At 70.8% G+C, this 25,398-nt stretch carries 27 protein-coding genes; 8 read left to right on the top strand and 19 right to left on the bottom strand.

All coding sequences use genetic code 11. The annotated features are described in order from the left end of the window. Positions 1 to 9 precede the first annotated feature (9 nt). Together ABZX40_RS23045 and ABZX40_RS23040 are read right to left on the bottom strand one after the other, a co-directional pair. Positions 10 to 1,041 (bottom strand): alpha/beta hydrolase, encoded by a 1,032-nt coding sequence (locus tag ABZX40_RS23045; protein WP_355738650.1) that lies wholly within the window; start codon positions 1,039 to 1,041, stop codon positions 10 to 12. Between the two features lie 149 nt (positions 1,042 to 1,190). Then, the gene (locus ABZX40_RS23040; protein WP_355738653.1) at positions 1,191 to 1,640 is read right to left on the bottom strand and encodes a hypothetical protein; all 450 of its coding nucleotides are present in this window, start codon (positions 1,638 to 1,640) and stop codon (positions 1,191 to 1,193) included. A gap of 187 nt (positions 1,641 to 1,827) precedes the next feature. Between ABZX40_RS23040 and ABZX40_RS23035 the strand changes: the two genes are divergently transcribed. Further along, a complete protein-coding gene (locus ABZX40_RS23035) occupies positions 1,828 to 2,769 on the top strand; it encodes a helix-turn-helix domain-containing protein (protein WP_355738656.1) in 942 nt (313 codons plus the stop codon). Between the two features lie 701 nt (positions 2,770 to 3,470). On the opposite strand, the gene ABZX40_RS23030 is transcribed toward ABZX40_RS23035, so the two are convergent. From ABZX40_RS23030 to ABZX40_RS22995, 8 genes are all read right to left on the bottom strand, one after another. Continuing rightward, positions 3,471 to 3,773 carry a hypothetical protein gene (locus tag ABZX40_RS23030; RefSeq protein WP_355738659.1) on the bottom strand — a complete coding sequence of 101 codons (303 nt, stop codon included), beginning with the start codon at positions 3,771 to 3,773 and terminating at the stop codon, positions 3,471 to 3,473. Between the two features lie 84 nt (positions 3,774 to 3,857). Then, complete coding sequence (locus tag ABZX40_RS23025; RefSeq protein ID WP_355738662.1) at positions 3,858 to 4,610, bottom strand: hypothetical protein; 753 nt, start codon at positions 4,608 to 4,610, stop codon at positions 3,858 to 3,860. Between the two features lie 90 nt (positions 4,611 to 4,700). Continuing rightward, positions 4,701 to 6,902, bottom strand: a complete 2,202-nt coding sequence (locus ABZX40_RS23020; RefSeq protein ID WP_355738665.1) for a xanthine dehydrogenase family protein molybdopterin-binding subunit — start codon at positions 6,900 to 6,902, stop codon at positions 4,701 to 4,703. A 3-nt stretch (positions 6,903 to 6,905) separates the two neighbouring features. Next, positions 6,906 to 7,880: a xanthine dehydrogenase family protein subunit M gene (locus ABZX40_RS23015; RefSeq protein WP_355738864.1), complete on the bottom strand. Its 975-nt coding sequence runs from the start codon at positions 7,878 to 7,880 to the stop codon at positions 6,906 to 6,908. Between the two features lie 11 nt (positions 7,881 to 7,891). Then, positions 7,892 to 8,554, bottom strand: coding sequence for a (2Fe-2S)-binding protein (locus tag ABZX40_RS23010; RefSeq protein ID WP_355738668.1), 663 nt, complete (start codon positions 8,552 to 8,554; stop codon positions 7,892 to 7,894). 169 nt (positions 8,555 to 8,723) lie between these two features. Then, on the bottom strand, positions 8,724 to 8,927 hold the full coding sequence (locus ABZX40_RS23005) for a DUF397 domain-containing protein (RefSeq protein ID WP_355738671.1): 204 nt from the start codon (positions 8,925 to 8,927) through the stop codon (positions 8,724 to 8,726). A 66-nt stretch (positions 8,928 to 8,993) separates the two neighbouring features. Beyond that, on the bottom strand, positions 8,994 to 9,203 hold the full coding sequence (locus ABZX40_RS23000; protein ID WP_355738674.1) for a DUF397 domain-containing protein: 210 nt from the start codon (positions 9,201 to 9,203) through the stop codon (positions 8,994 to 8,996). After that, entirely contained in the window at positions 9,200 to 10,036 is an 837-nt protein-coding gene (locus ABZX40_RS22995; RefSeq protein ID WP_355738677.1) for a helix-turn-helix transcriptional regulator, read from the bottom strand. Before ABZX40_RS22995 ends, ABZX40_RS23000 begins: the two co-directional genes overlap by 4 nt. Positions 10,037 to 10,180: 144 nt before the next feature. Here ABZX40_RS22995 and ABZX40_RS22990 point away from each other — a divergent pair, with 144 nt between their 5' ends. Then, positions 10,181 to 10,621: a hypothetical protein gene (locus ABZX40_RS22990; protein WP_355738680.1), complete on the top strand. Its 441-nt coding sequence runs from the start codon at positions 10,181 to 10,183 to the stop codon at positions 10,619 to 10,621. A 219-nt stretch (positions 10,622 to 10,840) separates the two neighbouring features. Here the strand turns inward: ABZX40_RS22990 and ABZX40_RS22985 are convergent, their stop codons facing one another. After that, the gene (locus ABZX40_RS22985; RefSeq protein WP_355738683.1) at positions 10,841 to 11,578 is read right to left on the bottom strand and encodes an HNH endonuclease; all 738 of its coding nucleotides are present in this window, start codon (positions 11,576 to 11,578) and stop codon (positions 10,841 to 10,843) included. 158 nt (positions 11,579 to 11,736) lie between these two features. On the opposite strand from ABZX40_RS22985, the gene dcm reads away from it, so the two are divergent. After that, entirely contained in the window at positions 11,737 to 12,960 is a 1,224-nt protein-coding gene (gene dcm, locus ABZX40_RS22980; protein WP_355738685.1) for a DNA (cytosine-5-)-methyltransferase, read from the top strand. Here dcm and ABZX40_RS22975 read toward each other — a convergent pair whose 3' ends face one another. The 5 genes from ABZX40_RS22975 to ABZX40_RS22955 all read right to left on the bottom strand — a co-directional run bounded on the left by ABZX40_RS22975 (position 12,961) and on the right by ABZX40_RS22955 (position 18,423). Then, positions 12,961 to 13,458 carry a very short patch repair endonuclease gene (locus tag ABZX40_RS22975; protein ID WP_355738688.1) on the bottom strand — a complete coding sequence of 166 codons (498 nt, stop codon included), beginning with the start codon at positions 13,456 to 13,458 and terminating at the stop codon, positions 12,961 to 12,963. After that, positions 13,455 to 14,429 (bottom strand): hypothetical protein, encoded by a 975-nt coding sequence (locus ABZX40_RS22970; RefSeq protein WP_355738691.1) that lies wholly within the window; start codon positions 14,427 to 14,429, stop codon positions 13,455 to 13,457. The genes ABZX40_RS22975 and ABZX40_RS22970 overlap by 4 nt, the downstream gene beginning before the upstream one ends. Before the next feature lie 42 nt (positions 14,430 to 14,471). Then, the gene (locus ABZX40_RS22965; protein ID WP_355738694.1) at positions 14,472 to 15,446 is read right to left on the bottom strand and encodes a NaeI family type II restriction endonuclease; all 975 of its coding nucleotides are present in this window, start codon (positions 15,444 to 15,446) and stop codon (positions 14,472 to 14,474) included. 95 nt (positions 15,447 to 15,541) lie between these two features. Continuing rightward, positions 15,542 to 16,561: a hypothetical protein gene (locus ABZX40_RS22960; RefSeq protein WP_355738697.1), complete on the bottom strand. Its 1,020-nt coding sequence runs from the start codon at positions 16,559 to 16,561 to the stop codon at positions 15,542 to 15,544. 311 nt (positions 16,562 to 16,872) lie between these two features. After that, a complete protein-coding gene (locus tag ABZX40_RS22955; protein WP_355738700.1) occupies positions 16,873 to 18,423 on the bottom strand; it encodes an MFS transporter in 1,551 nt (516 codons plus the stop codon). A gap of 69 nt (positions 18,424 to 18,492) precedes the next feature. Between ABZX40_RS22955 and ABZX40_RS22950 the strand changes: the two genes are divergently transcribed. The 4 genes from ABZX40_RS22950 (at position 18,493) to ABZX40_RS22935 (ending at position 21,304) form a co-directional block, all read left to right on the top strand. Further along, complete coding sequence (locus ABZX40_RS22950; RefSeq protein ID WP_355738703.1) at positions 18,493 to 19,014, top strand: helix-turn-helix domain-containing protein; 522 nt, start codon at positions 18,493 to 18,495, stop codon at positions 19,012 to 19,014. 43 nt (positions 19,015 to 19,057) lie between these two features. Then, entirely contained in the window at positions 19,058 to 19,456 is a 399-nt protein-coding gene (locus ABZX40_RS22945; protein ID WP_355738867.1) for a DUF6412 domain-containing protein, read from the top strand. 121 nt (positions 19,457 to 19,577) lie between these two features. After that, positions 19,578 to 20,303, top strand: a complete 726-nt coding sequence (locus ABZX40_RS22940) for a YidC/Oxa1 family membrane protein insertase (RefSeq protein WP_355738705.1) — start codon at positions 19,578 to 19,580, stop codon at positions 20,301 to 20,303. Between the two features lie 143 nt (positions 20,304 to 20,446). Then, entirely contained in the window at positions 20,447 to 21,304 is an 858-nt protein-coding gene (locus ABZX40_RS22935; RefSeq protein ID WP_355738708.1) for a fumarylacetoacetate hydrolase family protein, read from the top strand. A gap of 99 nt (positions 21,305 to 21,403) precedes the next feature. On the opposite strand, the gene ABZX40_RS22930 is transcribed toward ABZX40_RS22935, so the two are convergent. The 3 genes from ABZX40_RS22930 to ABZX40_RS22920 all read right to left on the bottom strand — a co-directional run bounded on the left by ABZX40_RS22930 (position 21,404) and on the right by ABZX40_RS22920 (position 24,083). After that, positions 21,404 to 22,282 (bottom strand): LLM class F420-dependent oxidoreductase, encoded by an 879-nt coding sequence (locus tag ABZX40_RS22930; RefSeq protein WP_355738711.1) that lies wholly within the window; start codon positions 22,280 to 22,282, stop codon positions 21,404 to 21,406. A gap of 182 nt (positions 22,283 to 22,464) precedes the next feature. Beyond that, complete coding sequence (locus ABZX40_RS22925; protein ID WP_355738713.1) at positions 22,465 to 22,962, bottom strand: heme-degrading domain-containing protein; 498 nt, start codon at positions 22,960 to 22,962, stop codon at positions 22,465 to 22,467. Next, on the bottom strand, positions 22,959 to 24,083 hold the full coding sequence (locus ABZX40_RS22920) for a Gfo/Idh/MocA family oxidoreductase (RefSeq protein WP_355738870.1): 1,125 nt from the start codon (positions 24,081 to 24,083) through the stop codon (positions 22,959 to 22,961). The genes ABZX40_RS22925 and ABZX40_RS22920 overlap by 4 nt, the downstream gene beginning before the upstream one ends. A gap of 111 nt (positions 24,084 to 24,194) precedes the next feature. Here ABZX40_RS22920 and ABZX40_RS22915 point away from each other — a divergent pair, with 111 nt between their 5' ends. After that, complete coding sequence (locus tag ABZX40_RS22915) at positions 24,195 to 25,322, top strand: ROK family transcriptional regulator (RefSeq protein ID WP_355738716.1); 1,128 nt, start codon at positions 24,195 to 24,197, stop codon at positions 25,320 to 25,322. Positions 25,323 to 25,398 lie beyond the last annotated feature (76 nt).

Raw genomic sequence — 25,398 nt, 5'->3', positions numbered from 1 at the left:
CCGGCCGGGTCAGCGCAGATGGGTGCGGAAGAAGGCCCCCAGGGTCGGGAAGCTCAGCGCCGGTGAGGTGCTGGTCCGGGTCGGGCGGCAGCCCCGGGTGGTCTCCACGGTCTGCTCGGGGTACGGGGCGGAGAGCGCGCCGGAGAACGGGAAGAAGTGGTCCTGGCCCTTCAGGGTGTAGAGGGCGGCGGTGCCGCAGTCCTCCTTCAGCGCGGAGTAGAGCAGCCGGCTCTGCGCGAGGGGGACGAGCGGGTCGGCGTCACCATGGCCGAGGAGGAACGCCGGGGGGCGGCGGGGGGACGACGACAGATAGGTGATCGGGTTGGCCCGCTCCAGCACCTCGGGGGAGCAGGACGCCAGCCCGGCCGGGCAGCCGAGGTAGTTCGCGGCGGCCGGGTCCAGCGCCGGATGGCCGGTCAGTGAGGCGAGGTCGTTCGGCCCGGAGAGATCGACCACGGCATCGACGCAGCTGGACGGCCCGGTCGTCCCGATGGACCCTTCGAGCGCGGGCACCCGGCAGCTGGTGCCGACCAGCGCGGCGATCTGCCCGCCGGCCGATCCGCCCCACAGACCGATCTTCCCGTTGAGCCCGTAGGAGGCGGCGTTGGCGCGCAGATGACGGATGGCGGCCTTCACCTCGTGGATCTGCTGGGGGAAGCGGGCGCCGGGCACCAGGGTGTAGTTGACGGAGGCGACGGCGAAGCCCTGGCCGAGCAGGGAGTCCCAGGCGGGGACGCGCTGGAGTTCGGTCTTGTCACCGGCGAACCAGCCGCCGCCGTGCACATAGATCACCAGCGGCAGCTTCTTGCGGGCGCCCTCGGGGACATACAGATCGAGGACCTGGCCGGGGGCGGAGGCGTAGGGGACATCGAGCCGGCTGGTGTAGGCGGGGGTGGTCGTGGAGGGCGTGGTGGGGCGCTCGGCGCTGCTCGCCTGTGCCGTCCCGGCGAGGAGGCCGAAGCAGGCGGCGGCCGAGGCCACCGCGGCGGTCAGGCGGCGTCTGGCGCGGTGTCCCGACCGGGACAGAAGGGCGAGCGGCATGGGGTGACTCCTCGGGCATCGGCGGTGCGGGGAGCGGCAGTGCGCGAGAGTCGAAAGTAAAGTGGAGATTACTTCTCCACAAGGGGTGTGACGTCGTTTCCCGGCGATCTGCCCGAAACCCGGCTGTCACTTGGGCCCCTCGCGCCCCGCTACGCACCCGTGGTGGACCCCGGTCGCACGATCATCAGCACCGTCACGGTCGCCCACAGCAGATTGAAGATCCCGGTGAACATGGCGAGCCGTACGGTCGTCTCCCGCGTCCCCCGCCCCTCGGTCAGCGCGCTCTGCCGGGGCAGCACCAGCAGCATCAGCACGGCCGCGGCCAGCACCGTCAGCACGATCGAGGTGATCAGCCAGGCGTCCCCGAGCACCCCCATGGCGCTTCCGGTGGCCAGCCCGAAGACCGGGACGACCACGCCGATGGCCGCGTACACCTGGCAGATCCGGTGCAGCAGCGCCACGGTGGCGGTGGCGCCGGGGTCGTCCGGCGCCTCCAGGGCCTTGCGGGCGGCGGGCGGGAACATGCTGGCCGCGACCGTGACGGGCCCGATGGCGACGATCGCGGCGATGACATGGACGGAGAGCAGGAACTTGGTCACGGGCGTCGAGACTAGGCACCCGTGGGGCGGCGGAGAAGTGGCGGAAATGCCAGCCATCAACGGATTCTCGCCAGCGAGCTGAGGAGGGATGATGGCGGCCTGATGCACCGGCCTGATGCCCTGATGGGCCGCTGAGCGCGCTGCTGGGCCGCTTGGCGGAAACCCGTCGCACCCCTACCATCCAGCCATGCACACCGTGGCCGTACTCGCCCTGGACGGGGTCATTCCGTTCGATCTCTCGGCGCCCGTCGACGCGTTCGGCTGGGCGCGGCTGCCCGATGGGCGGGAGGCGTACCGGGTGCGGGTCTGCTCGGTGGGCGGGGAGGTGACCGCGGGCCCCTTCACCCTGCGCGCGCCCCACGGTCTCGAACTGCTCGCGGAGGCCGACACCATCGTGCTGCCCGGCGTGGAGAACCCGCCCGAGGTGCTGCCGCCGGGGGTCGCCGAGGCACTGCGCGCGGCGGCGGCGAACGGCACCCGGATCGCCTCGGTGTGCGTCGGGGCGTTCCTGTTCGCGGCGACCGGACTGCTGGACGGGCTGCGCGCCACCACCCACTGGTTCGCCGCGCCGGATCTGGCCGCCCGCTATCCGAAAGTGACCGTCGATCCCCATGTGCTGTACGTCGACAACGGCCAGTTCCTGACGTCGGCGGGCGCGGCGGCGGCGCTCGACATGTGTCTGCACATGATCCGCAAGGACCATGGCTCGGCGGTGGCCGCGCACACCGCCCGGATGTCGGTGATGCCGCTGGAACGGGAGGGCGGCCAGGCCCAGTTCATCGTCACCGACCCGCCCCCGGCACCGGCCGGGGCGACCATGGAACCGCTGCTCGGCTGGCTGGAGGACCAACTGGACCGGGATCTCACCCTGGAGGAGATCGCCGCCCACGCCGGGATGAGCACCCGCACCCTCAACCGCCGCTTCCGCGAGCAGACCGGTACGACGCCGGTGCAGTGGCTGCACCGGGCGCGGGTGCGGCGGGCCCAGCATCTGCTGGAGACGACCGCGTACCCGGTGGAACGGATCGCCGCGCAGACCGGGTTCGGGTCCCCGACGGCGTTCCGAGAGCGATTCCGAAAGGTGGTGGGAACGAGCCCGCAGGGGTACCGGAGGGCGTTCCGGGGGTGAGGTCGGGGTGACGTGGGGGGTGGCGGGTCACATGGGGAGTGGCGGGGCCACATGGGGGGCGCGGGGTCACCTGGGGGGTGGCGGGGCCGCCACCCGGGCGGGTGTGGGGTCACGTTGGCTGAGGCCGGGGCCTCCTGGGATGTGGCGGGGTCGGCTGGGTTGAGGCCGGGGCCTTCCGGGCGGTGGCGGGGGCACCTGTGCTGAGACGGGGCCGTCTGGGGGGCACGTTGGCTGAGGTCGGGGCTTCCCGGGCGGTGGCGGGGTCGGCTGGGTTGAGGCCGGGGCCTCCCGGGCGGTGGCCGGGTCACCTGGTTGAGGCGGGGTCACCTGGGAGGTGGCGGGGCCGCTACCCGGGCGGGTGTGGGGTCACCTTGGCTGAGGCCGGGGCCTTCCGGGCGGTGGCGGGGGCACCTGTGCTGAGACGGGGCCGCCACCCGGGCGGGTGCGGGATCACGTTGGCTGAGGCCGGGGCCTTCTGGGCGGCGGCGGGGCCGTCTAGGCGGGTGTGGGGTCACGTTGGCTGAGGCCGGGGCCTCCCAGGTGGCGGCGGGGTCACCTTGGTTGAGGCCGGGGTCTCCCGGGCGGTGGCCGGGTCACCTGGTTGAGGCGGGGTCACCTGGGAGGTGGCGGGCGTTGGGTCACCTGGGCTGAGGCGGAGCCACCCGCGCCGTAGCGGGGCCGTCCGGTCGGTGGCCCGGGGCTCACGCCTTGCGGTCGGCCACCGCCCACGACGCGAGGGCGACGGCCCCGGCGACCCCGAACACCGCCGGCCAGGCGCCGACCTTCTTGGCCAGCGGATGCGACGCCCCGAACGCGGCGACATACCCGGCGGTCAGCGCACCCGCCGCCGTCCCCCCGGCGCGGGCCCGCCACTGCGTGGCGGCGGCGGCTCCGGCGACGGCCAGCACGGCCCCGCCCAGCTCGCGCCGCTTGGTCCAGCGGGCGACGCCGTACCCGCCGACGAGTCCGCTCGCGGCGACCAGCGCGGTGGGGACCTTGGCCATCGTTGCCTCCTGAGTACCGGGATCGATGCATCGATCACTTCGAGGTTAACCCCGGGCACGGGACGGGCCGACGGGCGGGATCGCCTACGGGCGCCAGCTCACGAAGTCCGACCAGACCGCCACCGTCGTCTCCTGGTCCCACGGCCCGCCGTCGTCCAGCCCGGCGAACTCCCGCTCGACGTAGTCCACCAGGTGATCGCTGTGGCACCGGATGGCCGTGCCCCACATCGACAGCACGGGATGCCCGTACGACCCGCCCCCCGCCGGCAGGAAACGGTGGCCGTAGACCGGGACCATCGCCGGGGCCTGGGCCAGCTTGCGCTGGGCCATGTCGACGGCCGCCCGCGTCCCACGGGGCCGGGCGCCGAGGGCCCGCTGGTGCCAGCCGCCCAGCTCCACCTCCCGCAGGACCTCCCGTACCGGCCACTCCAGCCGGTACCGCAGATCCTCCGGGTCGCCGTGGCGCCAGTCCGGCCAGGGCTGCTCCCAGGCCGCGCCGCGTTTGGGCGGGGAGGCGACGGGCAGCCCCTCGGCCAGGAAGGCCCGGTGGTCGGCGGCGAAGACGAAGCCGTAGGTGTGCTCGATGCGGGTGAGTTCGGCCTCGCTCAGTCCGGCCGTGATCTCGCACCCGGGGAGCGCCGCGAGCCGCCGGGCGGCTTCCTTCCCCAACCGGGTGCCGTCGGTGGCGCCGGTGCCGTCCGCGCGCCCTACGTTCCCCGTGCTCCCCGCGCTCTCCGTGTTCACCGTGCCCTCCGCGCTCCCGGTGCCCTCCGTGTCCTCCGTGTCCTCCGTGTCCTTCGTGCCCTCCGTGCCCTCGGTGTCAGCCGTGTCAGCCATTCGGGCAAGGTACACAGGGAGCGGCCGTTCGACCGCCGGAATCGGCCAGCGCGCGGAAAACCCCCGGTCCCGACGGGGGTCGACCTGACGCTAGAGCAGCGCCTCCGGACGGATCGGCAGGTCCGTCACCCGCCGCCCGGTCGCGTTGAACACCGCGTTGCCGATCGCCGCCGGGACGCCGACGATGGTGATCTCGCCGAGCCCCTTGACGCCGATGGGGTCGGCCTGCGGATCGTCGGTGTCGATGAACGCGGCGTCCAGTTCCGGGACATCGGCGTTGACCGGCACCAGATAGTCGGCCAGGCTCGCGTTGACGATCCGGCCGTCCCGGTGATCGGTGACGGTGCCCTCCAGCAGGGCCATGCCGATGCCGCCGACCATGCCGCCGATGGCCTGGCTGTGGGCGAGCTTGGGACTGATCACCCGGCCGACATCGAACGCGGCGAACATCCGGCGCAGCCGGACCAGCCCCAGCAGCGGGTCCACGGACACCTCCGCGAAGACCGCCCCGTAGCCATAGGTCGAGATCCGGGTGTCGATGTCCCCGGGGCCCCAGGTGGAGGTGGCCTCCAGACCGGGCAGCCCGGCGCGGCGCAGCAGTGCGCGGTAGGTGTCGCGGGCCGCCGGACCGGAGGTCGTCTCCAGCCTCCCGTCCCGCGCCCGCACCCGCTCCGGCTCGACCCCGTGCAGCGGGGATCCGGGGTCGGCGACGGCCATGGCGATGAATCGGTCCTTGAGCGCGGTGCAGGTCACGAACGCGGCGGAGCCGACGCTCGCCATGGTGGTGGCACCGGCGTGCGGGGGCGCGGTGGGGTAGGTCGAGTCGCCGAGGCGGAAGGTGACCGAGCGGGCGGGCAGCCCGAGGGCGTCGGCGGCGACCTGCATCACGGAGGTGGTGGTGCCGACGCCCATGTCGCTGGTGGCGGTGAAGACGGTGGCCGTGCCGTCGGCGTCGACGCGGGCCCGGGAGCCCACGTCCCGCCGGTTGTTGTGGTAGCAGGCGGTGGCCATGCCCATGCCGATCAGCAGATCGCCGTCGGTGCGGGAGCGCGGCTCGGCGCTGCGCCGGGACCAGCCGAAGCGGCGGGCGCCGAGGGTGTAGCACTCGCGGAGCTTGCGGGTGGAGAAGGGCAGGCCCAGCACCTCGTCCCGGGTGGGTTCGTTGCGCAGCCGCAGTTCGACCGGGTCGACGCCGACCTCGTGGGCGAGGGCGTCCATGGCGGTCTCCAGGGCGAAGGCGCTGGTGACGACGCCGGGCCCGCGCATGGAGGACGGCGACTGCGTGTCGATGGCGGTGAGCCGGTAGACCGCGCTGGTGTTCGGAATCCCGTACAGGAACTTCGGCAGATCGGTGAGCCCCTCTACATACGCCTCGTACCGCGAGGTCTCGGTGCGGGCCTCGTAGATCAGGCTGCTGATCCGGCCGCTGGCGTTGCTGCCGAGGGCGAGGCGCTGGCGGCTGGCGGGCCGGTAGCCGGTGCCGTAGTAGCACTGGCGCCTGGTCAGTACGACCTTGACGGGCCGTCCGGTCTCGCGGGCGGCGAGGGCGGCCAGTACGACATGGTCGTAGGTCCGGATGACCTGGCCGAAGCCGCCGCCGACGAACTCGCACAGCACCCGGACATCGGCGACCGGCACCCCGAAAGCGCTCGCCACCGTGCGCATCGAGCCCTGCACCCACTGGGACTTGCTCCACAGGGTGAGCCGGCCGCCGTCCCACTGGGCGACGGTGGTCGGCAGCTCGATGGGGTTGTGGTTCTCCCGGCTGACGGTGAGATCGAGATCGATCCGTACGGGCGCGGCCCGGAAGGTGCCGTCCGGGTCGCCCCGCCGGTAGTCGGGGTTGTTGGGGGCGGTGGTGGTGGTGAGGCGGGGGTCGTCGTAGTCGGTGACGGCGTCCTGCCGGTCGTACGACACCGTCACGAGCGAGGCGCCGTGTGTGGCGGCCTCCAGGGTGTCGGCGATGACGATCGCGACCGGCTGGCCGTAGAAGACGAGCTGGTCGACGCGGTGGGCGAGGGTGAGCCCGCTGAAGTCGCTGAGCACCTGGCGGACCCCGGGGTGGGCGAGCGCGCGCTCGGCGTCCACGCCGGTGACGGTGCCGCGGGCGACGGTGCTGTTGACGATGACGCCGTGCAGCAGCCCTTCGAAGCGCTGCTCGCCGGAGTAGAGGGCGGCGCCGGTGACCTTGCGGCGGGCGTCGACCCGGGAGAGCGCCTGCCCGGTGACGGAGGGGACGAAGGGGGTGACGGGGGTGGTGGTGGGCGCGGGACTGGGGACGGGGGTGGTCATCGCCTACTGCCCTCCTACGGTGGTGAGTTGGCGGCGGACGGTGCGTTCGGCGAGCTGCACCTTGAAGCCGTTGTGCGCGAGGGGTACGGCCCCCTCGGCGGTGAGGGCGGCGGCATCGGCCCAGGTCCGGCGCCCGGGACGCTGCCCGATCAGCGCCCGCTCGACGCGCGGCAGCCGCCAGGGAACGGTGGCGACCCCGCCGACGGCGACCCGGGCGCCCCGGATGACCCCGCCCCGGATGTCCAGCGCGACGGCGGCGGAGGCGAGCGCGAACTCGTACGACTGCCGGTCGCGCACCTTGAGATACCCGGACCGCCGGGTGTGCGCCCCGGCGGGCACGGTGATGCCGGTGATCAACTCACCCGGCGACAGGGCCTGTTCCCGCTGCGGGGTGTCCCCGGGCCGCAGAAAGAACTCCTGCACGGGAATTTCCCGGGCCCCGTCCAGCCCCCGCACATGGATGACGGCATCGAGCGCGACGAGGGCGACGGCGAGATCGGAGGGGTGGGTGGCCACACAGCTCTCGCTCGTCCCGAGGATGGCCTGCATCCGGTTGTCGCCGTCCCGCGCGTCGCACCCGCTTCCCGGGGTGCGGCGGTTGCAGGCCGAGTGGACATCCCGGAAGTACGGGCAGCGGGGCCGCTGCATCAGATTCCCGCCGATGGACGCCATGTTGCGCAGTTGCGCGGAGGCGCCCAGCTCCAGCGCCTGGCTGAGGACGGGGTAGGTGGACCGTACGGCGGGATGGGCGGCGAGATCGCTCATCCGCACCAGCGCCCCGACCCGCAGTCCGAGCGCTCCGCTCTCGATCCGGCGGTAGGGCAGGGCGTTGATGTCGACGACGTGCTCGGGCCGCTCGACGGTCTCCCGCATGAGGTCGACGAGGGTGGTCCCGCCGGCGATGTACCGCCCACCCTGGGCACCGGCGCTGAGCGCGGCACGCTCGCTGCTGACCTTGCTGAACGCGAAGGGATGCATGGTCGCGTCACTCACCCTTCCTTGGAGGTCTGCTCGATGGCGGCCACGATGTTGGTGTACGCCCCGCAGCGGCAGATGTTCCCGCTCATCCACTCCCGGATCTCGGCGCGGGACCGGGTGTGCCCCTCGGCGATACACGCGATGCCGGAGAGGATCTGCCCCGGCGTGCAGTACCCGCACTGCAACCCGTCATGATCGATGAACGCCTGCTGCAACGGATGCAGCTCATCCCCATCGGCGACGCCCTCGATAGTGGTGACCTCGGCGCCCTCGTGCATCACGGCGAGCGTCAGACAGGCGTTGACGCGCCGCTCCCCGACCAGCACGGTGCAGGCTCCGCAGGCGCCCTGGTCACAGCCCTTTTTCGTCCCACCGAGGTTGAGATGCTCACGGAGCAGGTCGAGGAGGGAGGTACGGGTGTCGACGCCGGCGGTCCGCGACCGGCCGTTGACGGTGAGGGTGACGGGGGTGGGCCGGCCGGCGGGGAGGGGTGCGGTGGCGGGGGCCGCGGTGGCCGGTCCGGCGCCGGCGAGGGGGAGTCCGGCGACGGCGGTGACGGTCGCGGTGGCGGCGACGAAGGAGCGGCGGTTGAGGGGGTGGGTGGGTTGTTCAAGGGTGAGTGGTGGCTCTGGAGATGGCTCAGGCGATGGCTTTGGAGATGGCTCTGGAGACATGGGTGTGCCCTTCCTGCCCGCGAGGGCCATTTAGTGGAGGGGATCTCTCCAGATAGGTTATCGACAGCAAAGGTAGGGGTGGCGTACGTATGACGGGCGTAATGAAGAGGCGACGGAACACAGGAACCCCGCCCGGCGCGCCGCGACCGGACGGGGTTCTGGGGAGTGCCTAGCGGAGGTCGGCTTCGCGGGCGAGGGTGAGCAGTCCGGCGAAGGCCGAGAGGGAGAGTATGAGGACCGGGCCGTCGGGGCGCTTGCTGTCGCGGAGGGGGACGACGCCGGTGGCCGTGGCGCGGTCGGGGGCCCACTCGATGCACTGACCGCCGCCACCGCTGTAGGAAGACTTGATCCAGTTGAGAGGCTCGCTCATCACAGGGTGCCCTTTCGCAAAACCCGCCCGGGGTGGTGCTGCCGGGCGGGGTTCAGGGGGTGGATGCGATCAGCCGAGGTCGGCGTTGCGGGCGAGTGCCACGAGATCGGTGAACGCCGCGAGGGAGAACATCAGGACCGGGCCGTCGGGGCGCTTGCTGTCCCGGACGGGGACGACGCCGGTAGTGGTCGCGTGCGAGGGGGCCCATTCGACGCAGGAACCGCCGTTGCCGCTGTACGAGGATCTGACCCAATGGAGAGAGTGAGAGTCGGTCGTCACGGGGTGCCCTTTCGTGCCTGAGTGATCATGTCTACAGAGGCCGCTTGGGAGAGTGAGTGTGCCTGCATCTGATGGTAGGCCCTCAACAGGGGTACCACCGAGGTGGTTTCGCGGACCGTGAACCCGTGCGTCTGTGACTCTACGTAGGAGATCACCGAGCGATCAGACAGAGTCAGTAGATTGACCAGTCTGTTGAACGGCCTTGCCTCACCAATCGAGTAGGGCGCGATCTGGAGCACTGTGTTCGACTCCTCGGCGAACTCGACCAAGTGCGCCAACTGCCTGTCCATGACCTCAAGTCCGCCGATAGGCCGACGAATACAGCTCTCGTCCAGCACCGCGAACAGCAGCGGAGGCAAGGGCCGAGCCAGGGCGGCCTGCCGCTCTATCAGGAATGTGACCCGCTCTTCGGCCTGATCCGCGGTGATCGAGCCTCGCTTGACGTTGCTCGCCTCCAGGGCCGCCGCGTACTCCTGGGTCTGGAGCAGTCCGGGAATCAGTCCCGACTCGAACAGCCGGATCTCCGTGGCCCGCGCCTCGTGCTTCACATACTCCGGGAAGCCTTCCAGATGCGCCCCGTTGCGGATCTCGTCCGCGGCACGCTCGAAGGTGTCCGTCTTCCCTTCCAGACCGAAGGCGATATCCATACTCCGCGAAAAGCGCCGGGTCGGAGGCTTGCGACCAGTTTCAACCGCCGAAATATGCTGACTGGAATATTCCGTGAGGGCGGCAAGCTCGTCCTGCGTCCAGCCACGCGACTCCCGTGAGCTGCGTAAACGGGCGCCGTATGCAGCTTCGGGGCTGCTCTCTGGGTTCAACTCCTTGCGGTTCAAGGCGCGATGACCAACCCTTCCTTCACCTCTGCCAGCTTGAATGGTCACCCACTCTAGACCACGCTGACTCCCATCGGTAGCGGAATGGCTACGGAGAGGAGTGGTGTACGTGACCGAGGTAGCCACCCGAGTAGGGGGTGTGGTGTGGTCTCGCTGATCAAACAACCCCGGCGCCGACCCCGGATCTGCGGCGCCATGGCGATGATGCCGGTCGATCTCATCGCCATCATGTTCGCGTCGATCCAGGACTCCAGCGACCCAACCAACGTACGGCCCCTGCTGCGCTGCCACCTCGCGCAGCACCCCGCCGGCCACCACCACGACCTGGTCTGGGAGTTGGACGACCCGAGCGAGGGCGAGGTGTGGGCGCAGTGGGCGGACGGCCACCGCCCCGACGCCTTCCGGATCGTGCCCGACTGCAACGCGATGTCCGGCCCGACCCCGAGAGACGAGGCGTGCACGCTGTACGTCGGTCATCCGGGCTGCCATACGTGGCAGTACAGCGACCCCGAGGCCATCCAGCAGGGCGGCGACCCGCGCTGCGCGTGCCCCTGCCACCGGCCGGACGGCGAGGGCGCGCGGTGAACGCCGGGACGCCGCCCGCGGCGGGGACCTCGCGGATGACGATCGAGACGTATCGGGTGCGGGCGAATGGTGAACGGGTGGGGCGGACCCGGCGGCGTACTTATCGGGCGGGGCCTGGCCCGCTGACGCTGCTGGATGCGCATCGGTGGCCGCCGTGTGGGTGTGCGCGGTGCCGGAACGACGAGGGGCCGCCTGGGAGCTGGTGACGTGGGCGGCTGCTCAGGCCGGCCCGCTCAAGCGCTGCCGAAGGGAGGACGGCGTACGCCAGGATTCCCCCGGAAGGCTTCTGTGGCACATGCGATGGCAGTTGGCGCACAGGCAGGCGAGGTCGTCGAGGCGGGTTTCCCTGATCCCGGCGACGTGGAGGGGCGTGACATGGTGCACTTCGATGTACCCCTCGCCCAGATCTGCGCCGTAGGTGCGGGCGAAATCGAAGTCGCAGACCTCGCACCGAAGGGGCTGTCCACTGGCCAGCACCTGCTTGATTTTTCGTGCGCGCAGCTTCGGGTCCCTTTCCCGGGCCAGTGCCCGGCGGACCAGGAGACGGCCCTCGATGGCTGTGGCGCCGGAGGCATCGACTTCGTCGGGCTGCGGGGCGAGCAGGTGAAGCTCCCCGGAGCTGATGCCCTCTTCGATGGCCTGGGCGGCCTGGAGCATTTCTGCTTCGCGCTCGGTGAAAGCCTTGATCATCAGGAGTGTGGGCTCGCCGCACCGAGTGGCCCCGCCGGAGTGCCCGCTGTGGTTTGTCGCAAAGTCCGTCGTCTTGCGGCTGACGCTGCCGGTGGACCGGAACTTGGGCTGCGAGCGTGCCTCCGGGCTGTGGATCGGCAGCGAGCGAAGGAGTTCGGACAGCTCTTGGACCTCCGGATCCCCCTCGCGAAGCTCGCGCCAGCCGTTCTTCACGACCAAGGCTCCGGCCAGCACCAACTCGTCTTCAGTCCAGATAGGAATCCGCATATGCAATATCGTACGTATGTTCGGCGTGTCGGAGGCGTGTGCAGTGAACTGGGGTGCGTGCTGCACACTTGGCAGGTCGTTGTCAGTGGGGTCTGTCACCCTCAGTGATGGTGGATTGCTGAATGAGTCTGCCACGGTTCGGCTGCAAGGAGGGGGCAATGACCCGCATCAAGGAAACTGAGGGCGCCAGCGAGGCGGAGGAGCCTGAGTTCACATCGATCGAGATCTGCGCTGGCGCCGGGGGACAGGCGATCGGCCTGCATCAGGCCGGCTTCCGTCACGTGGCACTCGTTGAGGTCGACCCGCACGCTGCTGAGACGCTTCGGCAGAACATCGAGGTGCGCAAGCTCTGGGGCTCCGAGGTCAGGTACTGCGACCCGATTCAACCGATGGATGTCAGGGACTTCGATCCCGACCGGGAAGCCAGGAAGGGCGCCGGGCTGCTGAGGCAGCGGGACTGGCTTGACCTCCTGGCGGGCGGCGTGCCATGTCCCCCCTTCTCACATGCAGGCAAGCAGCTGGGCAAGGCCGACGAGCGGGATCTCTTTCCCAACATGCTGGCACTGGTCGAGAAGCTCACACCGCGAGCGGTGATGATCGAGAACGTCCGCGGGATCATGGACCCGAAGTTCTCGGACTACCGCGACTGGATCGAGGCGAGGCTCCAGAGCGGTTGGTATGTGGCGGAAGACGGTCAGAAGGTCTTCGACGAGGGCCTTGGCTACAAAGTCGCCCGGTGGGGGGTCCTTGAGGCGAGTGACTTCGGAGTTCCGCAGCTACGGCCCCGTGCCATTCTTGTGGCGTTCCGTAAGGACATTCTTGAGGACCTCAAGTATGAGTGGCCCACGGCGACGCATGAGGACCCGGTAAGCGTTGCCGAGGCCCTGGAGCCGTCCATGCGTGAGCGGTTCCAGCGGTACTCGGAAGGCAAGCTCGCCAAGCGGGCGCAGGCAGCCTTCGAGCGCTGGCGGACGACGGCACGCGACCGTGACGCTGAACTCAAGAGCAAGGGCGGAGGCATTGCACCCACGCTCGTTGGCGGATCGAAGAAGCATGGCGGTGCGGATCTAGGTCCCAGCCGGGCGAAGACCGCATGGAAGCAGCTGGGGATTTCAGGGATGGGTGTCGCCAACGACATCGATACCTGCGTAGAGAAGAAGACCGAGGATCGTGACCTGTTCGGCCCTGACGGGCCGATGCTCACTGTGCGGCAGGCAGCTACGATTCAGGGATTTCCTGATGACTGGCAATTCTCGGGCGGGAAGACGGCCCAGTACCGCCAGGTCGGCAATGCTTTCCCGCCACCTGTTGCCAGGGCAGTCGGTGAATCGATCATCGACGTACTCCGGGCAGCGCGGGAGCGGGATCAGAACGGGAAGTGATCAGCGTCCCGGCTCCTCCTTCTGAAGGGCCCCGCGCTGCTTCTCCACCTCGGCCGCAATGCGTGCTGCACAGTCCTCGGACGGCTCGTGTTCCCAGAACCGGAGCACCGTCCAACCAGCCTCGATGAGGCGCTGGTCGGTGTCCCGATCGCGGGCGACATTCCGGGTGACCTTCTCGGACCAGTAGCCCGAGTTTGTCCTGGGCGGGACATAGTGCTCCGGGCATCCATGCCAGTAGCAGCCATCGATGAAGACGGCGACCTTCGCCGGACGGAACACCATGTCGGCCGTGCGGCGAAGGCCAGGCAGGGGCTTGGCCGCGACCCGGTAGCGGAGGCCCTGAGCATGAACGAGCCGCCGGATAAGCCACTCCGGTTTGGTATCGCGGTTTCTGATGGCCTGCATATTCCGCCGACGGGCGGCGGAGGACGCCCAGGAACCGGTCGGCGGCTGCCACCCGGCATCCGCCGCACCCGCCACTTCCTTGTCCTCGCTCATAGGATGTCGCCACTGGTGTGCAGATCCTCGACCAGTTTATCGAGGCCGTTCAGAGTCATGGCCCGCGCTCGCACTACACCGTCACGGCGGAGAGATGCCAGATCAGGCCACTGGTCCTTGGGAGAGGCTCCTGGCGGGAGTTCATTGACCAGTGCCCATGCCCCCACCCACGTCGGGCACAGATGGTAGGTGCGGTCCTCCACGCTTTCCTGTGCCACGCTCCCAGCACGGGGGAACTCGGCAGTGGCAAGCGCGTACGGGACATCAGGGCGGTAACGGGTCAGGGGCACCATCTGAGCGGCCTCGGTTCCCCGGTCCGAGCGCCAGGACCACTTGGAGGAGAGCGCAGCGATCAGGCGGTCGCCTTCATCAATGATGAGGATGTCGCTCTTCCTGCGCCCGACGTCCCTGCGCATATGGAGCCCCCGGATATGGGTGAGGGGGACTTCATGCCGGACCTTCCATCCATCAGGAAGGCTGCGCTGAAGAAAGTAGATCAAGAAATCCCGGAACCGGGCTCCCCTGGTGTTGGGGCTCAGAATGGCTGGTCTTTCCAGGACGATACCCCGGCTTGCCGTAGCTTGCTGCCACAACGCGAGCACCGCGAGTTCCGCCGAAACTCTTCGCCGCAGTTTATGTCCTGCCGCCGTATCGGGAACCTTGTCATCAAAGCGGAAGGTTCTTATAGATGGCGTCCAGTGCATTGGGCCTGCGGCGGCGGCAGCGGCAGTAATTTCCGTTCCATTGGCGTCATACGGAGTAAATCCGGCGTCCGTAAGCCAGGTCGGATTCCAGCCCAAGCCATGCCTGTGAGCCGCTTGGTCGAGGGTTTCTCCAGCATGCAGATTGATATCCGCTGCACTGGCGAGTGCGGAGTCACTCCAGCAGAACCCGAGAACCACGGCGCTGATCGCTTCAGCGTCCGTGAGGTGGCCCTCGATCAGATCCTGCTGCTCGGTCGTCAGGGGCATAAAGTGTTATCCAAGCTGGTGAATCGGCTGGCGGCGGAGTGGCTAGGCTGCTGCCTGAGTGCGGGGCAACTGTGGGCCTGTTTCCGGCGGGTCGGTCTCCTCCGCCACGGCCCACCGCTGGCCGTCAAGTTCCACCTGAGGCACGGCAGCGTGACGCGCCCCAGCGCGTACTACGCGGACGCTGACGAATTCCCCCTCCTCCGGCACCGGCACGTTCAGCGCCCGCGCCACTCTGCGGTGGCTTTCGTAGTCGCCGATGATGAGTATTCCCTGGGGCCTGAGATTCGACCGGGACCCGCCGTTGCCCCGCACCCGCTTCATGTAGTCCTTCTGCTGGGCAACCGTGCGCACGGCATTCCTTCCGATGCGCTGCTGCTGCACCCGCCGGAACAGCTCGTTGAGGCGCTGCTGCCCGGACGGCTGGGTGAATACGGCAGTGCGGTCGGCCGGGTCCATGTGCAGCAGAATATTTCTCGGCAGCGGCGCATCCTGCCAGAGCCAGGAAATCTTGTTCCGGTGCTCAGCTTTGATGGTGAGCTTGAGATCGCGGTTGTTTCCCTGGTTCAGTATGCCGCGGCGAATGCGTACCAGCCCTGCGCTCCAGCGACTCTGGTAGTCGTCAGCCCATGCGAGCAGACAGAGATGACCGATGGCTTCCGGAGGGATCATCCAGCCGCCGAAGCGCTGAGAGTACTTGCAGTCCACCTCGATGCCGGCGATCCGGTAGTCCATGGTGAGACCGTCGTCGAAGGTGAACTCCCGCTGGAGATTGATCTCTACGAGAGTTCCCGCATGGGTCTTCTCCGTCTTGAACAGTTCCTCCCAGTCATAGCGACCCGTGACCTCGCCATTGAGCAACTGGTCGATCGTGTTGCGAAGGACAGCAGCGAACCGTCTTCCTGACGGGTCCATGGAGCGGATCTTGTCACGGACCGTGAAGAGCTCGGAATCATCCTCGGCCGGACCCTGCTGGGCGATGCGGACGGCGGCCTGGATGTCGTCTTCGAAGGGGAGCAACTGCGCTTCCTGTCTGCGGAGTTATCCGGTGGTGATTCGAGGCCCTAGCGGGCGGCTCTGGGGGCAGGGCGTACCCAGCCTTGAAAGATCCGCCGTCAGTGAGCGGTGGCCCCATGACACTCCCCATAACTCCTCCCAGGCCCACACCAACACCCCACCCCCACCTCCGGAGGCCACCCCACCGCCCGCCCCCGCGCCGCGAGCGTCGTCGCGTACTGGGGGAGGAGGGACGGGTCGGACGGGGACGTGGACTCGGAGGCGGCGAACGCCTCGTAGGAGGGGACCGTGCCCGTGACGATGCCCAGGTTCGGTGTGCCGGAGGCGGACAGTTCGCGCAGGTCGGACTCTATGGTCGCGAGGTGCTCCTCGTGGGACGGGTACTCCGCCGCCAGCGCCGGGTACGCGGTCAGGAGTTCCGTCAGTTCGGAGGCCGGCCAGTGCAGGACCGCCACAGGGTACGGGCGGGACAGGGCCTCCCGGTACGCGCCCAGTTCCGCGCGGAGGCGGCTGATCTCGGCCTCCAACTCCGCCGGGTTGTCCGAACCCAGGGACCACACCCGCTTCGGGTCGTGCAGTTCGTCCAGGGAGATCGGCATCGAGTGCAGGGTGTCCGCCAGGGTGTCCCAGTCGTCGTGCGTCAGACCCAGCATCCGCCGCACCCGGTGCCGGCCGAAGAGCAGCGGGTGCGCCGCCGCCGGAGGCGTCTCCGCGGCGCCGATCAGCAGCCGCGCGCCCTGGGTGAAGGTGTCCTGCGCCGCCTCCAACTCGTCGTGCGACTCCAGGGACTCGGCCACGATCACCCAGGCCGCCGGGTCCCTCGGCGCCGCCGCCCGCAGGCCCTCGATGATCGCCCTGGCCTCCGCCTCATGCCCGTACTCCCACAGGTTCGACGCCTTCAGCGCGCGGATCAGGTGCGGGCTGTCCAGCGTGAGATCGGAGGTGAGCAGGCGGTCGTAGAGCGTGGTCGCGGCGGGGCGGTCGCCGGACAGTTCGCGGTGGGCGGCGGCCCGCAGCAGCAGGGCCTCCGCGTCCTCCGGGTACAGGCCGGCGGTTCGCTCCAGGCGGGCCGCCTCGGCGGGGTGGTCGACGTTTTCGGCAGGCGTGTCGGGGCGCATGGGGGACACCGTACTGCCGAGGGGTGACAGCGGGGTGGCCAAGGGCCGGGATCCGACCCATTGGGCATTCCGGGCCGCCCCACTCTCTCCCGAGGGCCCAGGGGCCCCAATGAGTCTCGCGCTCTCATGGCCCCGGGCCCCAATGAGTCTCGCGCTCTCATGGCCCCCGGGCCCCACGGGCCTCACGCTCTCATGGCCCCCGGGCCCCACGGGCCTCACGCCCTCGTGGCCCCCGGGCCCCACGCCCTCACGGCCCCCGGCCCCCCACGAGCCGCCCCCACCCCACCTCACCCCACCCCACATCACCCCCCTCACTTCGCCAGCGCCACCCCCACCGCCCCCAACCCCGCCAGCCCCGCCGACACCAGCAGCGCGAGGTCCGTGCCGCCGCCCGGCGTCGTCGCCAGCGCGATCGTCAGGGCCACGCCCGCGCAGGAACCGACATAGCGGAACGTCTGCTGCGCCCCCGAGCCCATCGCCGCGCGCGTCGCCGGGACCGACTCCACCGCCAGCAGCGGGAGCGCCGCGTTGAGCAGACCGCTGCCGATGCCGCCCAGGATCAGACCGGGCAGCAGCCGGGGCCAGGAGCCCGCGTCGATCGCGCCCAGCATGGTCAGGACGCCGACCAGGTGCAGGGCGAAGCCCAGGGTGAGTTGATGGCGGGGCGGCACCCGGCCGTTCAGCCGCCTCGCCTGGAGGGCGACCGCGAACGACAGGCCGGACCAGACCAGGAACAGCCACGCTGTGGCCAGCGGAGCCAGACCCAGCGAGCGTTGCAGCACCGTCGGCAGGAAACTGAACAGCCCGATCACCGCCAGCCCCATGAACAGCCCACCCGCCGACGACGCCAGGAAGCTCGGCCTGCGGAGGAGTGAGAGGTCGATCATCGGGGCCTTCACCCGGCGCTCCACCCCGCCGAAGAGCCCGACGAGTATCACCGCCGCCAGCAGCAGCCACCCCACCGGCGCCCGCAGCCAGCCGTCCCGGCCCAGGGTCAGCGCCGCGACCAGCGCCACCAGCGCCAGTCCGAAGGTGACCGCCCCCAGCAGATCCGGCCGCGCCCCCCTCGGCGAACGGGACTCCGTGAGCGTACGGAACCCCACTGCCGTCACCACCAGCGCCGCCGCGCCCAGCAGCACGTACACCCAGCGCCAGCCGGGCAGCGCGCCGCTCAGCAGGGGGCCCACCGCGATACCGCCGCTCACGAACGCGCCCCAGACGCCGGTCGCCCGTACCCGGCCCCGCGCGTCCGGAAACGCGTGCACGATCAGGCCCAGCGCACTGGCCAGCAGTGCCGCGCTCGCCGCGCCCTGGGCCACCCGAGCCAGGGTGAACTGCCAGGTCGTGGTGGTGAGCGCGCCGAGCGCCGTGGTCAGACCTAGGGCGAGGGTGCCGAGCAGGAAGATCCGGCGGCGGCCGTAGTCGTCGGCGAGGGTGCCGGAGACCAGGAGCAGCGCCGCCAGTCCGAGCGGGGTGCCGTTGAGGAGCCATGCCTGTGCGGTGGGCGCGGTGTGCAGCGCGGCGGCGGTGTCGGCGAGGGTCACCATCGGTGCGATGTAGGTCATCAGCGCCAGGGCGGTGGCGGCGCTGGTGACGGCGAGTGTGGCTCGGGGGTTGGGGGCGGGTGCCTCGGGTGCCTCGGGTGCCTCGGGTGCCTCGGGTGCCTCGGGTGCCTCGGGTGCCTCGGGTGCCTCGGGTGCCTCGGGTGCCTCGGGTGCCGCTGCCGACACCGCTGCCGACACCGGTGCGGGTGCCGTGGCCTTGGTCCCGGCCTTGATCCCGGCCTTCGTCCCGGCCTTGGTCCCGGCCTTCGGCCCCGACCCCGCTTCGACCTCTAGGGTTCGTTCACTGAACCTATCCATGACGGCACCGTAGCATCGCTAGGTTCATTCATTGAACCAACAACGGGAAAATTGATTACAGTGGATGCCATGGCTCTCGGCAAGGACTACGCCACCCAGCAGTGCTCGATCGCCCGCGCCCTGGAGGTGGTCGGCGAGCGCTGGACCCTCCTGGTGATCCGCGACGCCCTCTACGGCGTCCGGCGCTACAACGACTTCCTCGTCCATCTCGGCATCCCGCGCGCGGTGCTCGCCGCCCGGCTCCAGACCCTCACCACCGAGGGCATCCTGGAGAAGCGCCGGTACCAGGAGTCACCGCCGCGCGACGAGTACGTCCTCACCGAGCGCGGTATCGCCCTGTGGCCGGTCGTCCGCTCGCTCGGCCGCTGGGCCACCGACCACTACGACCAGCAGACCCTGCGCCGCTTCCGGCACGCGGTCTGCGGCACCGAGATCGGTTCCTACGGCGAATGCGCCACCTGTGGAACGATCGTGCCGGTGCCGGACGTTGAGATGGTGCCCGGCCCGGGTCTCGACCCGGATCCGGCGGACCCGGTGGGTCGTGCGCTCCTCAAGCCCAAGCGGCTCCTGGCGCCGATCGAGACCGACTGACCAGCAGGAGAGGGAGGGGGGAGGGGGAGTTGTGGGGGCGGTGATGATCGGTACGGCGGCCGTCGGCGGCCTTCGCGGCGGCTTCCGTGGTGATGGTTACACGCGGTCCGGCCCGCGTACGCGGCTCCCCCACGGCTCCGCCACCCTCGCGCTGCTCGCTCTCCTCCTGCCCCTCCTGCCCCTCCTCCAGTTCGCCCCGCTCGACGCGGGCGGGCTCTACGCCACCGTCGCGCTCGCCGCGACCGCCGCCGCCGGGTCCGCGCTCATGCTGTGCGCCCTCCTCGGCTCCCGCTCCGCGCCCGCCGTACCGCCGACCCGGGTGCGTACGGCGATCCGGGACCGCAGACGCCGTACGGCGTTTCTGCCCCAGCGCGATCCCGACGCCCGGGGCAGAACGCGCCCCAGAGCACCCGGGCACGCCCTCCCGGCGACCGTCGCGTAGGGCACCCCTCTCTCACCCCCTTCCCTTCCGGTGACCCCGCGCGGGTCGTCATGCCGTCCATCCGCCCTGCCCACGAGGCAGAGGCACTTCCGGCACGACGAGACCCCCGGAGGGCTCACCCATGTCCGTCTTCGCCACCCTGGTCGAACGCCTCACCGACCTGCTGCACCCCCTCTTCGCCGCCTCCGCCGCGGCGGCGGCCATCGTCCTGTTCACCATGGCCGTACGGCTGCTGGTGCTGCCGCTGTCCCGGGCCTCCGCGCGCGGCCAGAAGGCGCGGCAGCGGCTCCAGCCGAAGATCGCCGAGCTGCGCAAGAAGCACCGCCGCAACCCCGAGCGGCTCCAGCGGGCCGTCATGGAACTGCACGCCAAGGAAAAGGTCTCCCCGCTGGCCGGCTGTCTGCCGGGGCTGTTCCAGCTGCCCGCCTTCTTCCTCCTCTACTACCTCTTCTCCAGCCCCACCATCGGCGGCCGGACCAATGAACTCCTCGGCCACCGGCTCGGCGCCGCCCCGCTCGGCGACCGCTGGCTGGACGCGCTCTCCGAGGGCGGCCCGTTCGGCGCGGCCGGGCTGGTGTACGTCGGGCTGTTCGTCCTCGTCGCCGGGGTCGCCACCTTCAGCTACACCCTGACCAAGCGGATGATGGCCGCCCAGCAGCCGGGCGGCGCCCTCGCCCTCGGCGCGGGGGACCAGCCGCTGCCGGGGCTGGCCGCGATGACCAAGGTGATGCCGTTCCTGTCCTTCTTCACCCTGGTCACCGTCGCCGTGGTGCCGCTCGCCGCCGCGCTGTATGTCGTCACCAGTACGACCTGGACCGCGGTCGAGCGCGCGGTGCTGTACCGCTGACGCGGGCTCACCCCGGGTCCGGGCGCCGCCCGGTCCACTGGGTGAACCGGGTATTGCGGGAGGGGACCTTGAGCTTGGAGGATCGACCAGTCCTCCGATGACCGCACACATCGGCGGATGCCGCGATCGAGGGAGACAGAACCATGAAGCTGCTGCGAGTCGGTACGGCCGGGGCGGAGCGGCCCGCGCTGCTCGACACCGGGGGAGTGCTGCGGGATCTGTCGGCGCTGGTGCCGGACATCGATGGGACACTGCTCGCGGACGAGGCCGCGCTCGACCGGGTCCGGGCCGCCGCCGACGCCGGTGACCTGCCGGTACTGGACCCGGAGGGGCTGCGGATCGGGCCGCCGCTGGGCCGGATCGGCAAGATCGTGTGCATCGGGCTGAACTACCACGACCATGCCCGGGAGACCGGCGCCCAGCCGCCGACCGAGCCGGTGCTGTTCTTCAAGGCGCCGGACACGGTGGTCGGTCCCTATGACACCGTGCTGGTGCCGCGCCGGTCGGTGAAGACCGACTGGGAGGTCGAACTGGCCGTGGTCATCGGACGTACGGCCCGCTATCTGGAGTCCGCGGAGGAGGCGCTCACCCATGTCGCCGGGTACGCGGTGGCGCACGATGTGTCCGAGCGGGAGTTCCAGATCGAGCGCGGCGGCACCTGGGACAAGGGCAAGAACTGCGAGACGTTCAACCCGCTCGGGCCGTGGCTGGTGACCGCGGACGAGGTGCCGGATCCGCAGGCGCTCGATCTGCGGCTCTGGGTCAACGGGGAGTTGCAGCAGGACGGGACGACGGCGGAGCAGATCTTTCCGGTCGCGGAGGTCGTGCGGTATCTCAGTCACTTCATGACGCTGTATCCCGGGGATGTGATCAATACGGGGACGCCCGCGGGGGTGGCGTTGGGGCGGCCCGACCCCAAGCCGTATCTGCGGGGTGGGGATGTGGTGGAGCTGGAGGTCGGGGGGTTGGGGAGGCAGCGGCAGGTTTTCGCCGACGCGTAGGGCTCCGCCGGGGGAGGGGGGTGGGTGGGTGCGGGTGCGTTGTGGCTGGTCGCGCAGTTCCTCCCCCAGAGGGGGTACCCCCAGCGCCCCTAAAAGCCTTTACGCCACCAGCGTTGCCAGCTCCCGCCATGCCTGCCTCGGTAGCGCGGTGTCCGTCGTCCGGGGGAAGACCTGGACGGCCACATGGTCCGCGCCTGCCTTGTGGAAGGTTTCGAGGCGGGTGTGGATGCGGGTCTCGTCGCCCCAGGCGAAGAGCGCGTCGATGAGGCGGTCGCTGCCGCCGTCCGTCAGGTCGTCCTCCGTGAAACCGTGGCGGAGGAAGTTGTTGGTGTAGTTGGGGAGTGTCAGGTAGGGCTCCAGCTGGGCTCTGGCCAGGGCCCGTGCCTCGGCCGGGTCCGCGCTGAGGATGACGCCCACCTCGGGGGCCAGCAGGGGTTCGGGGCCCAGGATGTCCCGGGCGTACGCCGTGTGGTCCGGGGTGACCAGGTACGGGATCGCGCCCGCCGCCCGCTCCCCGGCCAGCCGGAGCGTCTTCGGGCCCAGGGCCGCGAGCAGTCGGCGTCCGGTGGGGAAGCCGTCCGAGTCCAGGCCGTCCAGATAGGTGACCAGGGCGGAGTAGGGGCGGCGGTACTGCTCCACCAGCCCGGCGTGGCCGACACCGAGGCCCAGCAGGAAGCGGCCGGGGTGGGTGGCCTCCAGCGAGGCGAAGGCGGCGGCGGTCTCGGCGGGGCCGTCCAGCCAGATGTTCTGGACGCTGGTGCCGACGGCGAGGGTGCGGGTCGCGCCGATCAGCGGGGCCGCGAGGTCGAGGGAGGTGTTGCCGCCCAGCCAGAGGGCGCCGAAGCCGAGTTCCTCCAGTTCGGCGGCCGACTCGTCCAGTTCGGTCCGCTGGGTGGCGCCCTCCGCGCGGAAGGCGCCGCTCCATATGCCGTACCGTCCGAGCCGCTGCTTGAGGTCGTCCGCCGTCTTGTCGCTCATCTGTTCCGATCCCTCCGGTTGGCCGCCTCGGTGCTGTGAGGGTCAACCGGAGAGATGGTCCGGATCATTCCGGGGGCGGGGCGGTGTCCGCCGTACAGGTCCGCACAGATTCCGAGCAGGTTCCGTACGGGTCCCGTACAAATCCGCATAGGACCGATCAGAGGGTGTCGCCGCAGGTCGGGTCAGAGAGTGTCGCCCAGAAAGCGTTCCAGGGCCTCCACCACGAAACGGTGGTCCTCCAGTTGCGGCAGGCCCGACACCGTCACCGCGCCGATCACCCCGACCTCCGCCACCGTGATCGGGAAGGAGCCGCCATGGGCCGCGTACCGGTCCGGGTCCAGGCGGGACGACTCCTCGAACGTGGTGCCCCTGGCCCGGCATCGCGCCCCCACCAGGTACGACGCCGAACCGTACCGCTCCACCACCCGCCGTTTGCGGGCGATCCAGGCGTCGTTGTCCGGGGCCGAGCCCGGCAGCGCGGCGTGGAAGAGCTGCTGACCGGCCCGGTGGATGTCGACGGCGACCGGCGCCTGCCGCTCCCGGGCCATCTCCACCAGCAGCGAACCCAGCGCCCAGGCGTCGTCATGGGTGAACGTACGGAAGACCAGGCGCCGTTCCTGCGCCTCCAGTTCCGGCAGGCCGGGGGTCAGCTCGGGCGTGATGCGCGGGGTGGGGCTCACAGGGCCACCGCCGATCCGTCGCGGGCCGAACGGCGGGCCGCCTCCAGGACATCGAGGGCGGCGGCGGCCTCCAGCGCGGTCACCGGCGGCGGACCGCCGTCGCGCAGGGCGGCGGCCACACCGGCGTAGTACGCGGGGTAGTCGCCCGGGACGGTGGGCTCGGGACGGCCGCCGCCGGTCAGCGGGGACTCGCCGGAGCCGACCCGGCCCCACAGCTCCTCCGGCTCCGTCCCCCAGGGCCCGTCGGCGCCGGGGCGGCGGCCCTCCCGCAGCTCCGCCTCCTGTGGATCGAGGCCGTACTTCACATAGCCCGCCTTCGACCCCAGCACCCGGAAGCGCGGGCCGAGCTGGGCGGTCGTGGCCGAGACATAGAGGTGGGAGCGGACGCCGCTGGTGTGGGTCAGGGCGAGGAAGGTGTCGTCGTCGGTACGGGCGCCGGGCCGCCGGACGTCCGACTCGGCGTACACCGTCGCGACCGGGCCGAAGAGGACGAGGGCCTGGTCGACGACATGGCTGCCGAGGTCGTAGAGCAGACCGCCGATCTCCGCCGGGTCGCCGGACTCCCGCCAGCCGCCCTTCAGCTGGGGCCGCCAGCGCTCGAAGCGGGACTCGAAGCGCTGGATCTCGCCCAGCTCGCCGTTCGCGAGGAGCCCTCGCAGGGTGAGGAAGTCGTTGTCCCAGCGCCGGTTCTGGAAGACGGAGAGCAGGAGTCCGCGGTCGTCGGCGAGGGCGGCCAGCTCGCGCGCCTCGGCCGCCGTCGCGGCGATCGGCTTGTCCACGACCACCGGGAGGCCCGCCTTGAGGGCGGCGGTGGCCAGCGGCACATGGGTGCGGTTCGGCGAGGCCAGCACGATCAGGTCCAGCTCGTCCGCGCGGCCGAAGAGTTCGTCCACGGTACCGAGGGTCCGGACGTCCGGGAACGCGGTGCGGGCCTGCTCCTGCCGCTCCGGGCTGGAGGTGACCACCGTGTCCAGGACCAGGCCCCCGGTCGCCGCGATCAGCGGGGCGTGGAAGACGGACCCCGCGAGTCCATAGCCGACGAGGCCGACCCGCAGCGGGGTTCCGGGGGCTCCGGGGGTGCCGAGGGCACCGGGCGTACCAGGCGGCGGCGTACCAGTCATGCCAGTCATGCCAGTCATGGCGCCCACTTTGGCAACGCTGTTGCCAAAGTGCAAGCAGGGGGGAGAATGGGGGCCGTGAACGACGGCGGAACTGGCGGAACGGTGACCGGAATGAGCGTGACCGCGAGCGGGGCGGGTGGCGGACGAGGACCCGGCGGGGGCGCCAACCTCCTCGCCCTGCGCAGCCACAACACCGCCCTCGTCCTCGATCTGCTGCGCGAGGCCGGCCTCGACGGGATGACCCGCATCAAGCTCGCCGAGCGCACCGGCCTCACCCCGCAGGCCGTCAGTAAGATCACCGCCCGGCTGCGCGCCGACGGCCTCGCCACGGAGGCCGGGCACCGCCGCTCCACCGGCGGCAAACCCCGCACGGTCCTGCGACTGGTCCCCGACGCCGGGCACGCGGTCGGTGTCCATCTCGACCGGGACGCGCTGCGGGCCGTCCTCGTCGACCTCACCGGGGCCGTGGTCCAGGAGACCTCCCGCCCGGTCGATCTGGGGGCGGGCGCGGAGGCGGTGGTCGCGGCGGTCGGCGAGGCGGTGGGCGAGGTGACCCCGGCGGGGGCGGGGCCCGGTCCGGGGCTGGTCGGCGCCGGGGTCGCCCTGCCCGGCCCGCTCGACCACACCCGGGGCGTACTGCACCGGGTCACCGGCTTCCCCGAGTGGGACCGCTATCCGCTGCGCGCCGCCCTCACCGACCGCCTCGGCGTCCCGGTCGTCGTGGACAAGGACACCAACGCGGCGGCCCTGCGCCTCGCCGCCCGTTCCACCGCCCGCTCCTTCGCCTACCTCCACCTCGGTACGGGCCTGGGTGCCGGGCTGGTCATCGACGGAACCGTGCACCGGGGGGCGCGCACCGGCGCCGGGGAGTTCGGCCACCAGGTCCTCCAACTCGACGGACCGCCCTGCACCTGCGGCGACCGCGGCTGTATCGAGGCGCTGTGCCTGGCGGCGGTGGCCCGCGGCGATCTGCCGGAGGCGGCCCGGGTGCTCGGCGCAGGCGCGGCCAACCTCGTCGCCCTGCTGGACATCGACCTGGTCCTGCTCGGCGGCCGGACGGTCATGGCCGCCGACGACCTCTTCGTCCGCGGGGTCGCCGCCGTCCTGGACGCCCGCGCCCGCCGCGAGAGCCGCGGCGACACGGCGGTACCGGTCCGGATCGCCTCCGGCGGGGAGCGGGGGGTCGCGGAGGGGGCCGCCGAACTGCTGCTGGGGCCGCTGTTCGGGCGGGACGTGTAGCTCGGGGGTGGGGGCCCTCGGGGCCGGTGGTGTCGAGCCGGTACAAGGACGTGCCGAAGTAGGTGTCGGTCGTCTG

It is taken from the genome of Streptomyces sp. NPDC004610, assembly GCF_040609715.1.
Classification (GTDB): domain Bacteria; phylum Actinomycetota; class Actinomycetes; order Streptomycetales; family Streptomycetaceae; genus Streptomyces.
Note: the sequence above shows the minus strand (reverse complement) of the source record. Positions and strands in the feature narration are given on the sequence as shown.

What these genes read in the sequence shown, in the direction of transcription:
- ABZX40_RS23045 (WP_355738650.1), bottom strand. Translation starts at nt 1,041, where the DNA reads ATGCCGCTCGCCCTTCTGTCCCGGTCGGGACACCGCGCCAGACGCCGC.
- ABZX40_RS23035 (WP_355738656.1), top strand. Translation starts at nt 1,828, where the DNA reads ATGCACACCGTGGCCGTACTCGCCCTGGACGGGGTCATTCCGTTCGAT.
- ABZX40_RS23030 (WP_355738659.1), bottom strand. Translation starts at nt 3,773, where the DNA reads ATGGCCAAGGTCCCCACCGCGCTGGTCGCCGCGAGCGGACTCGTCGGC.
- ABZX40_RS23025 (WP_355738662.1), bottom strand. Translation starts at nt 4,610, where the DNA reads ATGGCTGACACGGCTGACACCGAGGGCACGGAGGGCACGAAGGACACG.
- ABZX40_RS23020 (WP_355738665.1), bottom strand. Translation starts at nt 6,902, where the DNA reads ATGACCACCCCCGTCCCCAGTCCCGCGCCCACCACCACCCCCGTCACC.
- ABZX40_RS23015 (WP_355738864.1), bottom strand. Translation starts at nt 7,880, where the DNA reads ATGCATCCCTTCGCGTTCAGCAAGGTCAGCAGCGAGCGTGCCGCGCTC.
- ABZX40_RS23010 (WP_355738668.1), bottom strand. Translation starts at nt 8,554, where the DNA reads ATGTCTCCAGAGCCATCTCCAAAGCCATCGCCTGAGCCATCTCCAGAG.
- ABZX40_RS22985 (WP_355738683.1), bottom strand. Translation starts at nt 11,578, where the DNA reads ATGCGGATTCCTATCTGGACTGAAGACGAGTTGGTGCTGGCCGGAGCC.
- dcm (WP_355738685.1), top strand. Translation starts at nt 11,737, where the DNA reads ATGACCCGCATCAAGGAAACTGAGGGCGCCAGCGAGGCGGAGGAGCCT.
- ABZX40_RS22975 (WP_355738688.1), bottom strand. Translation starts at nt 13,458, where the DNA reads ATGAGCGAGGACAAGGAAGTGGCGGGTGCGGCGGATGCCGGGTGGCAG.
- ABZX40_RS22970 (WP_355738691.1), bottom strand. Translation starts at nt 14,429, where the DNA reads ATGCCCCTGACGACCGAGCAGCAGGATCTGATCGAGGGCCACCTCACG.
- ABZX40_RS22960 (WP_355738697.1), bottom strand. Translation starts at nt 16,561, where the DNA reads ATGCGCCCCGACACGCCTGCCGAAAACGTCGACCACCCCGCCGAGGCG.
- ABZX40_RS22955 (WP_355738700.1), bottom strand. Translation starts at nt 18,423, where the DNA reads ATGGATAGGTTCAGTGAACGAACCCTAGAGGTCGAAGCGGGGTCGGGG.
- ABZX40_RS22950 (WP_355738703.1), top strand. Translation starts at nt 18,493, where the DNA reads ATGGCTCTCGGCAAGGACTACGCCACCCAGCAGTGCTCGATCGCCCGC.
- ABZX40_RS22945 (WP_355738867.1), top strand. Translation starts at nt 19,058, where the DNA reads ATGATCGGTACGGCGGCCGTCGGCGGCCTTCGCGGCGGCTTCCGTGGT.
- ABZX40_RS22940 (WP_355738705.1), top strand. Translation starts at nt 19,578, where the DNA reads ATGTCCGTCTTCGCCACCCTGGTCGAACGCCTCACCGACCTGCTGCAC.
- ABZX40_RS22935 (WP_355738708.1), top strand. Translation starts at nt 20,447, where the DNA reads ATGAAGCTGCTGCGAGTCGGTACGGCCGGGGCGGAGCGGCCCGCGCTG.
- ABZX40_RS22930 (WP_355738711.1), bottom strand. Translation starts at nt 22,282, where the DNA reads ATGAGCGACAAGACGGCGGACGACCTCAAGCAGCGGCTCGGACGGTAC.
- ABZX40_RS22920 (WP_355738870.1), bottom strand. Translation starts at nt 24,083, where the DNA reads ATGACTGGTACGCCGCCGCCTGGTACGCCCGGTGCCCTCGGCACCCCC.
- ABZX40_RS22915 (WP_355738716.1), top strand. Translation starts at nt 24,195, where the DNA reads ATGAGCGTGACCGCGAGCGGGGCGGGTGGCGGACGAGGACCCGGCGGG.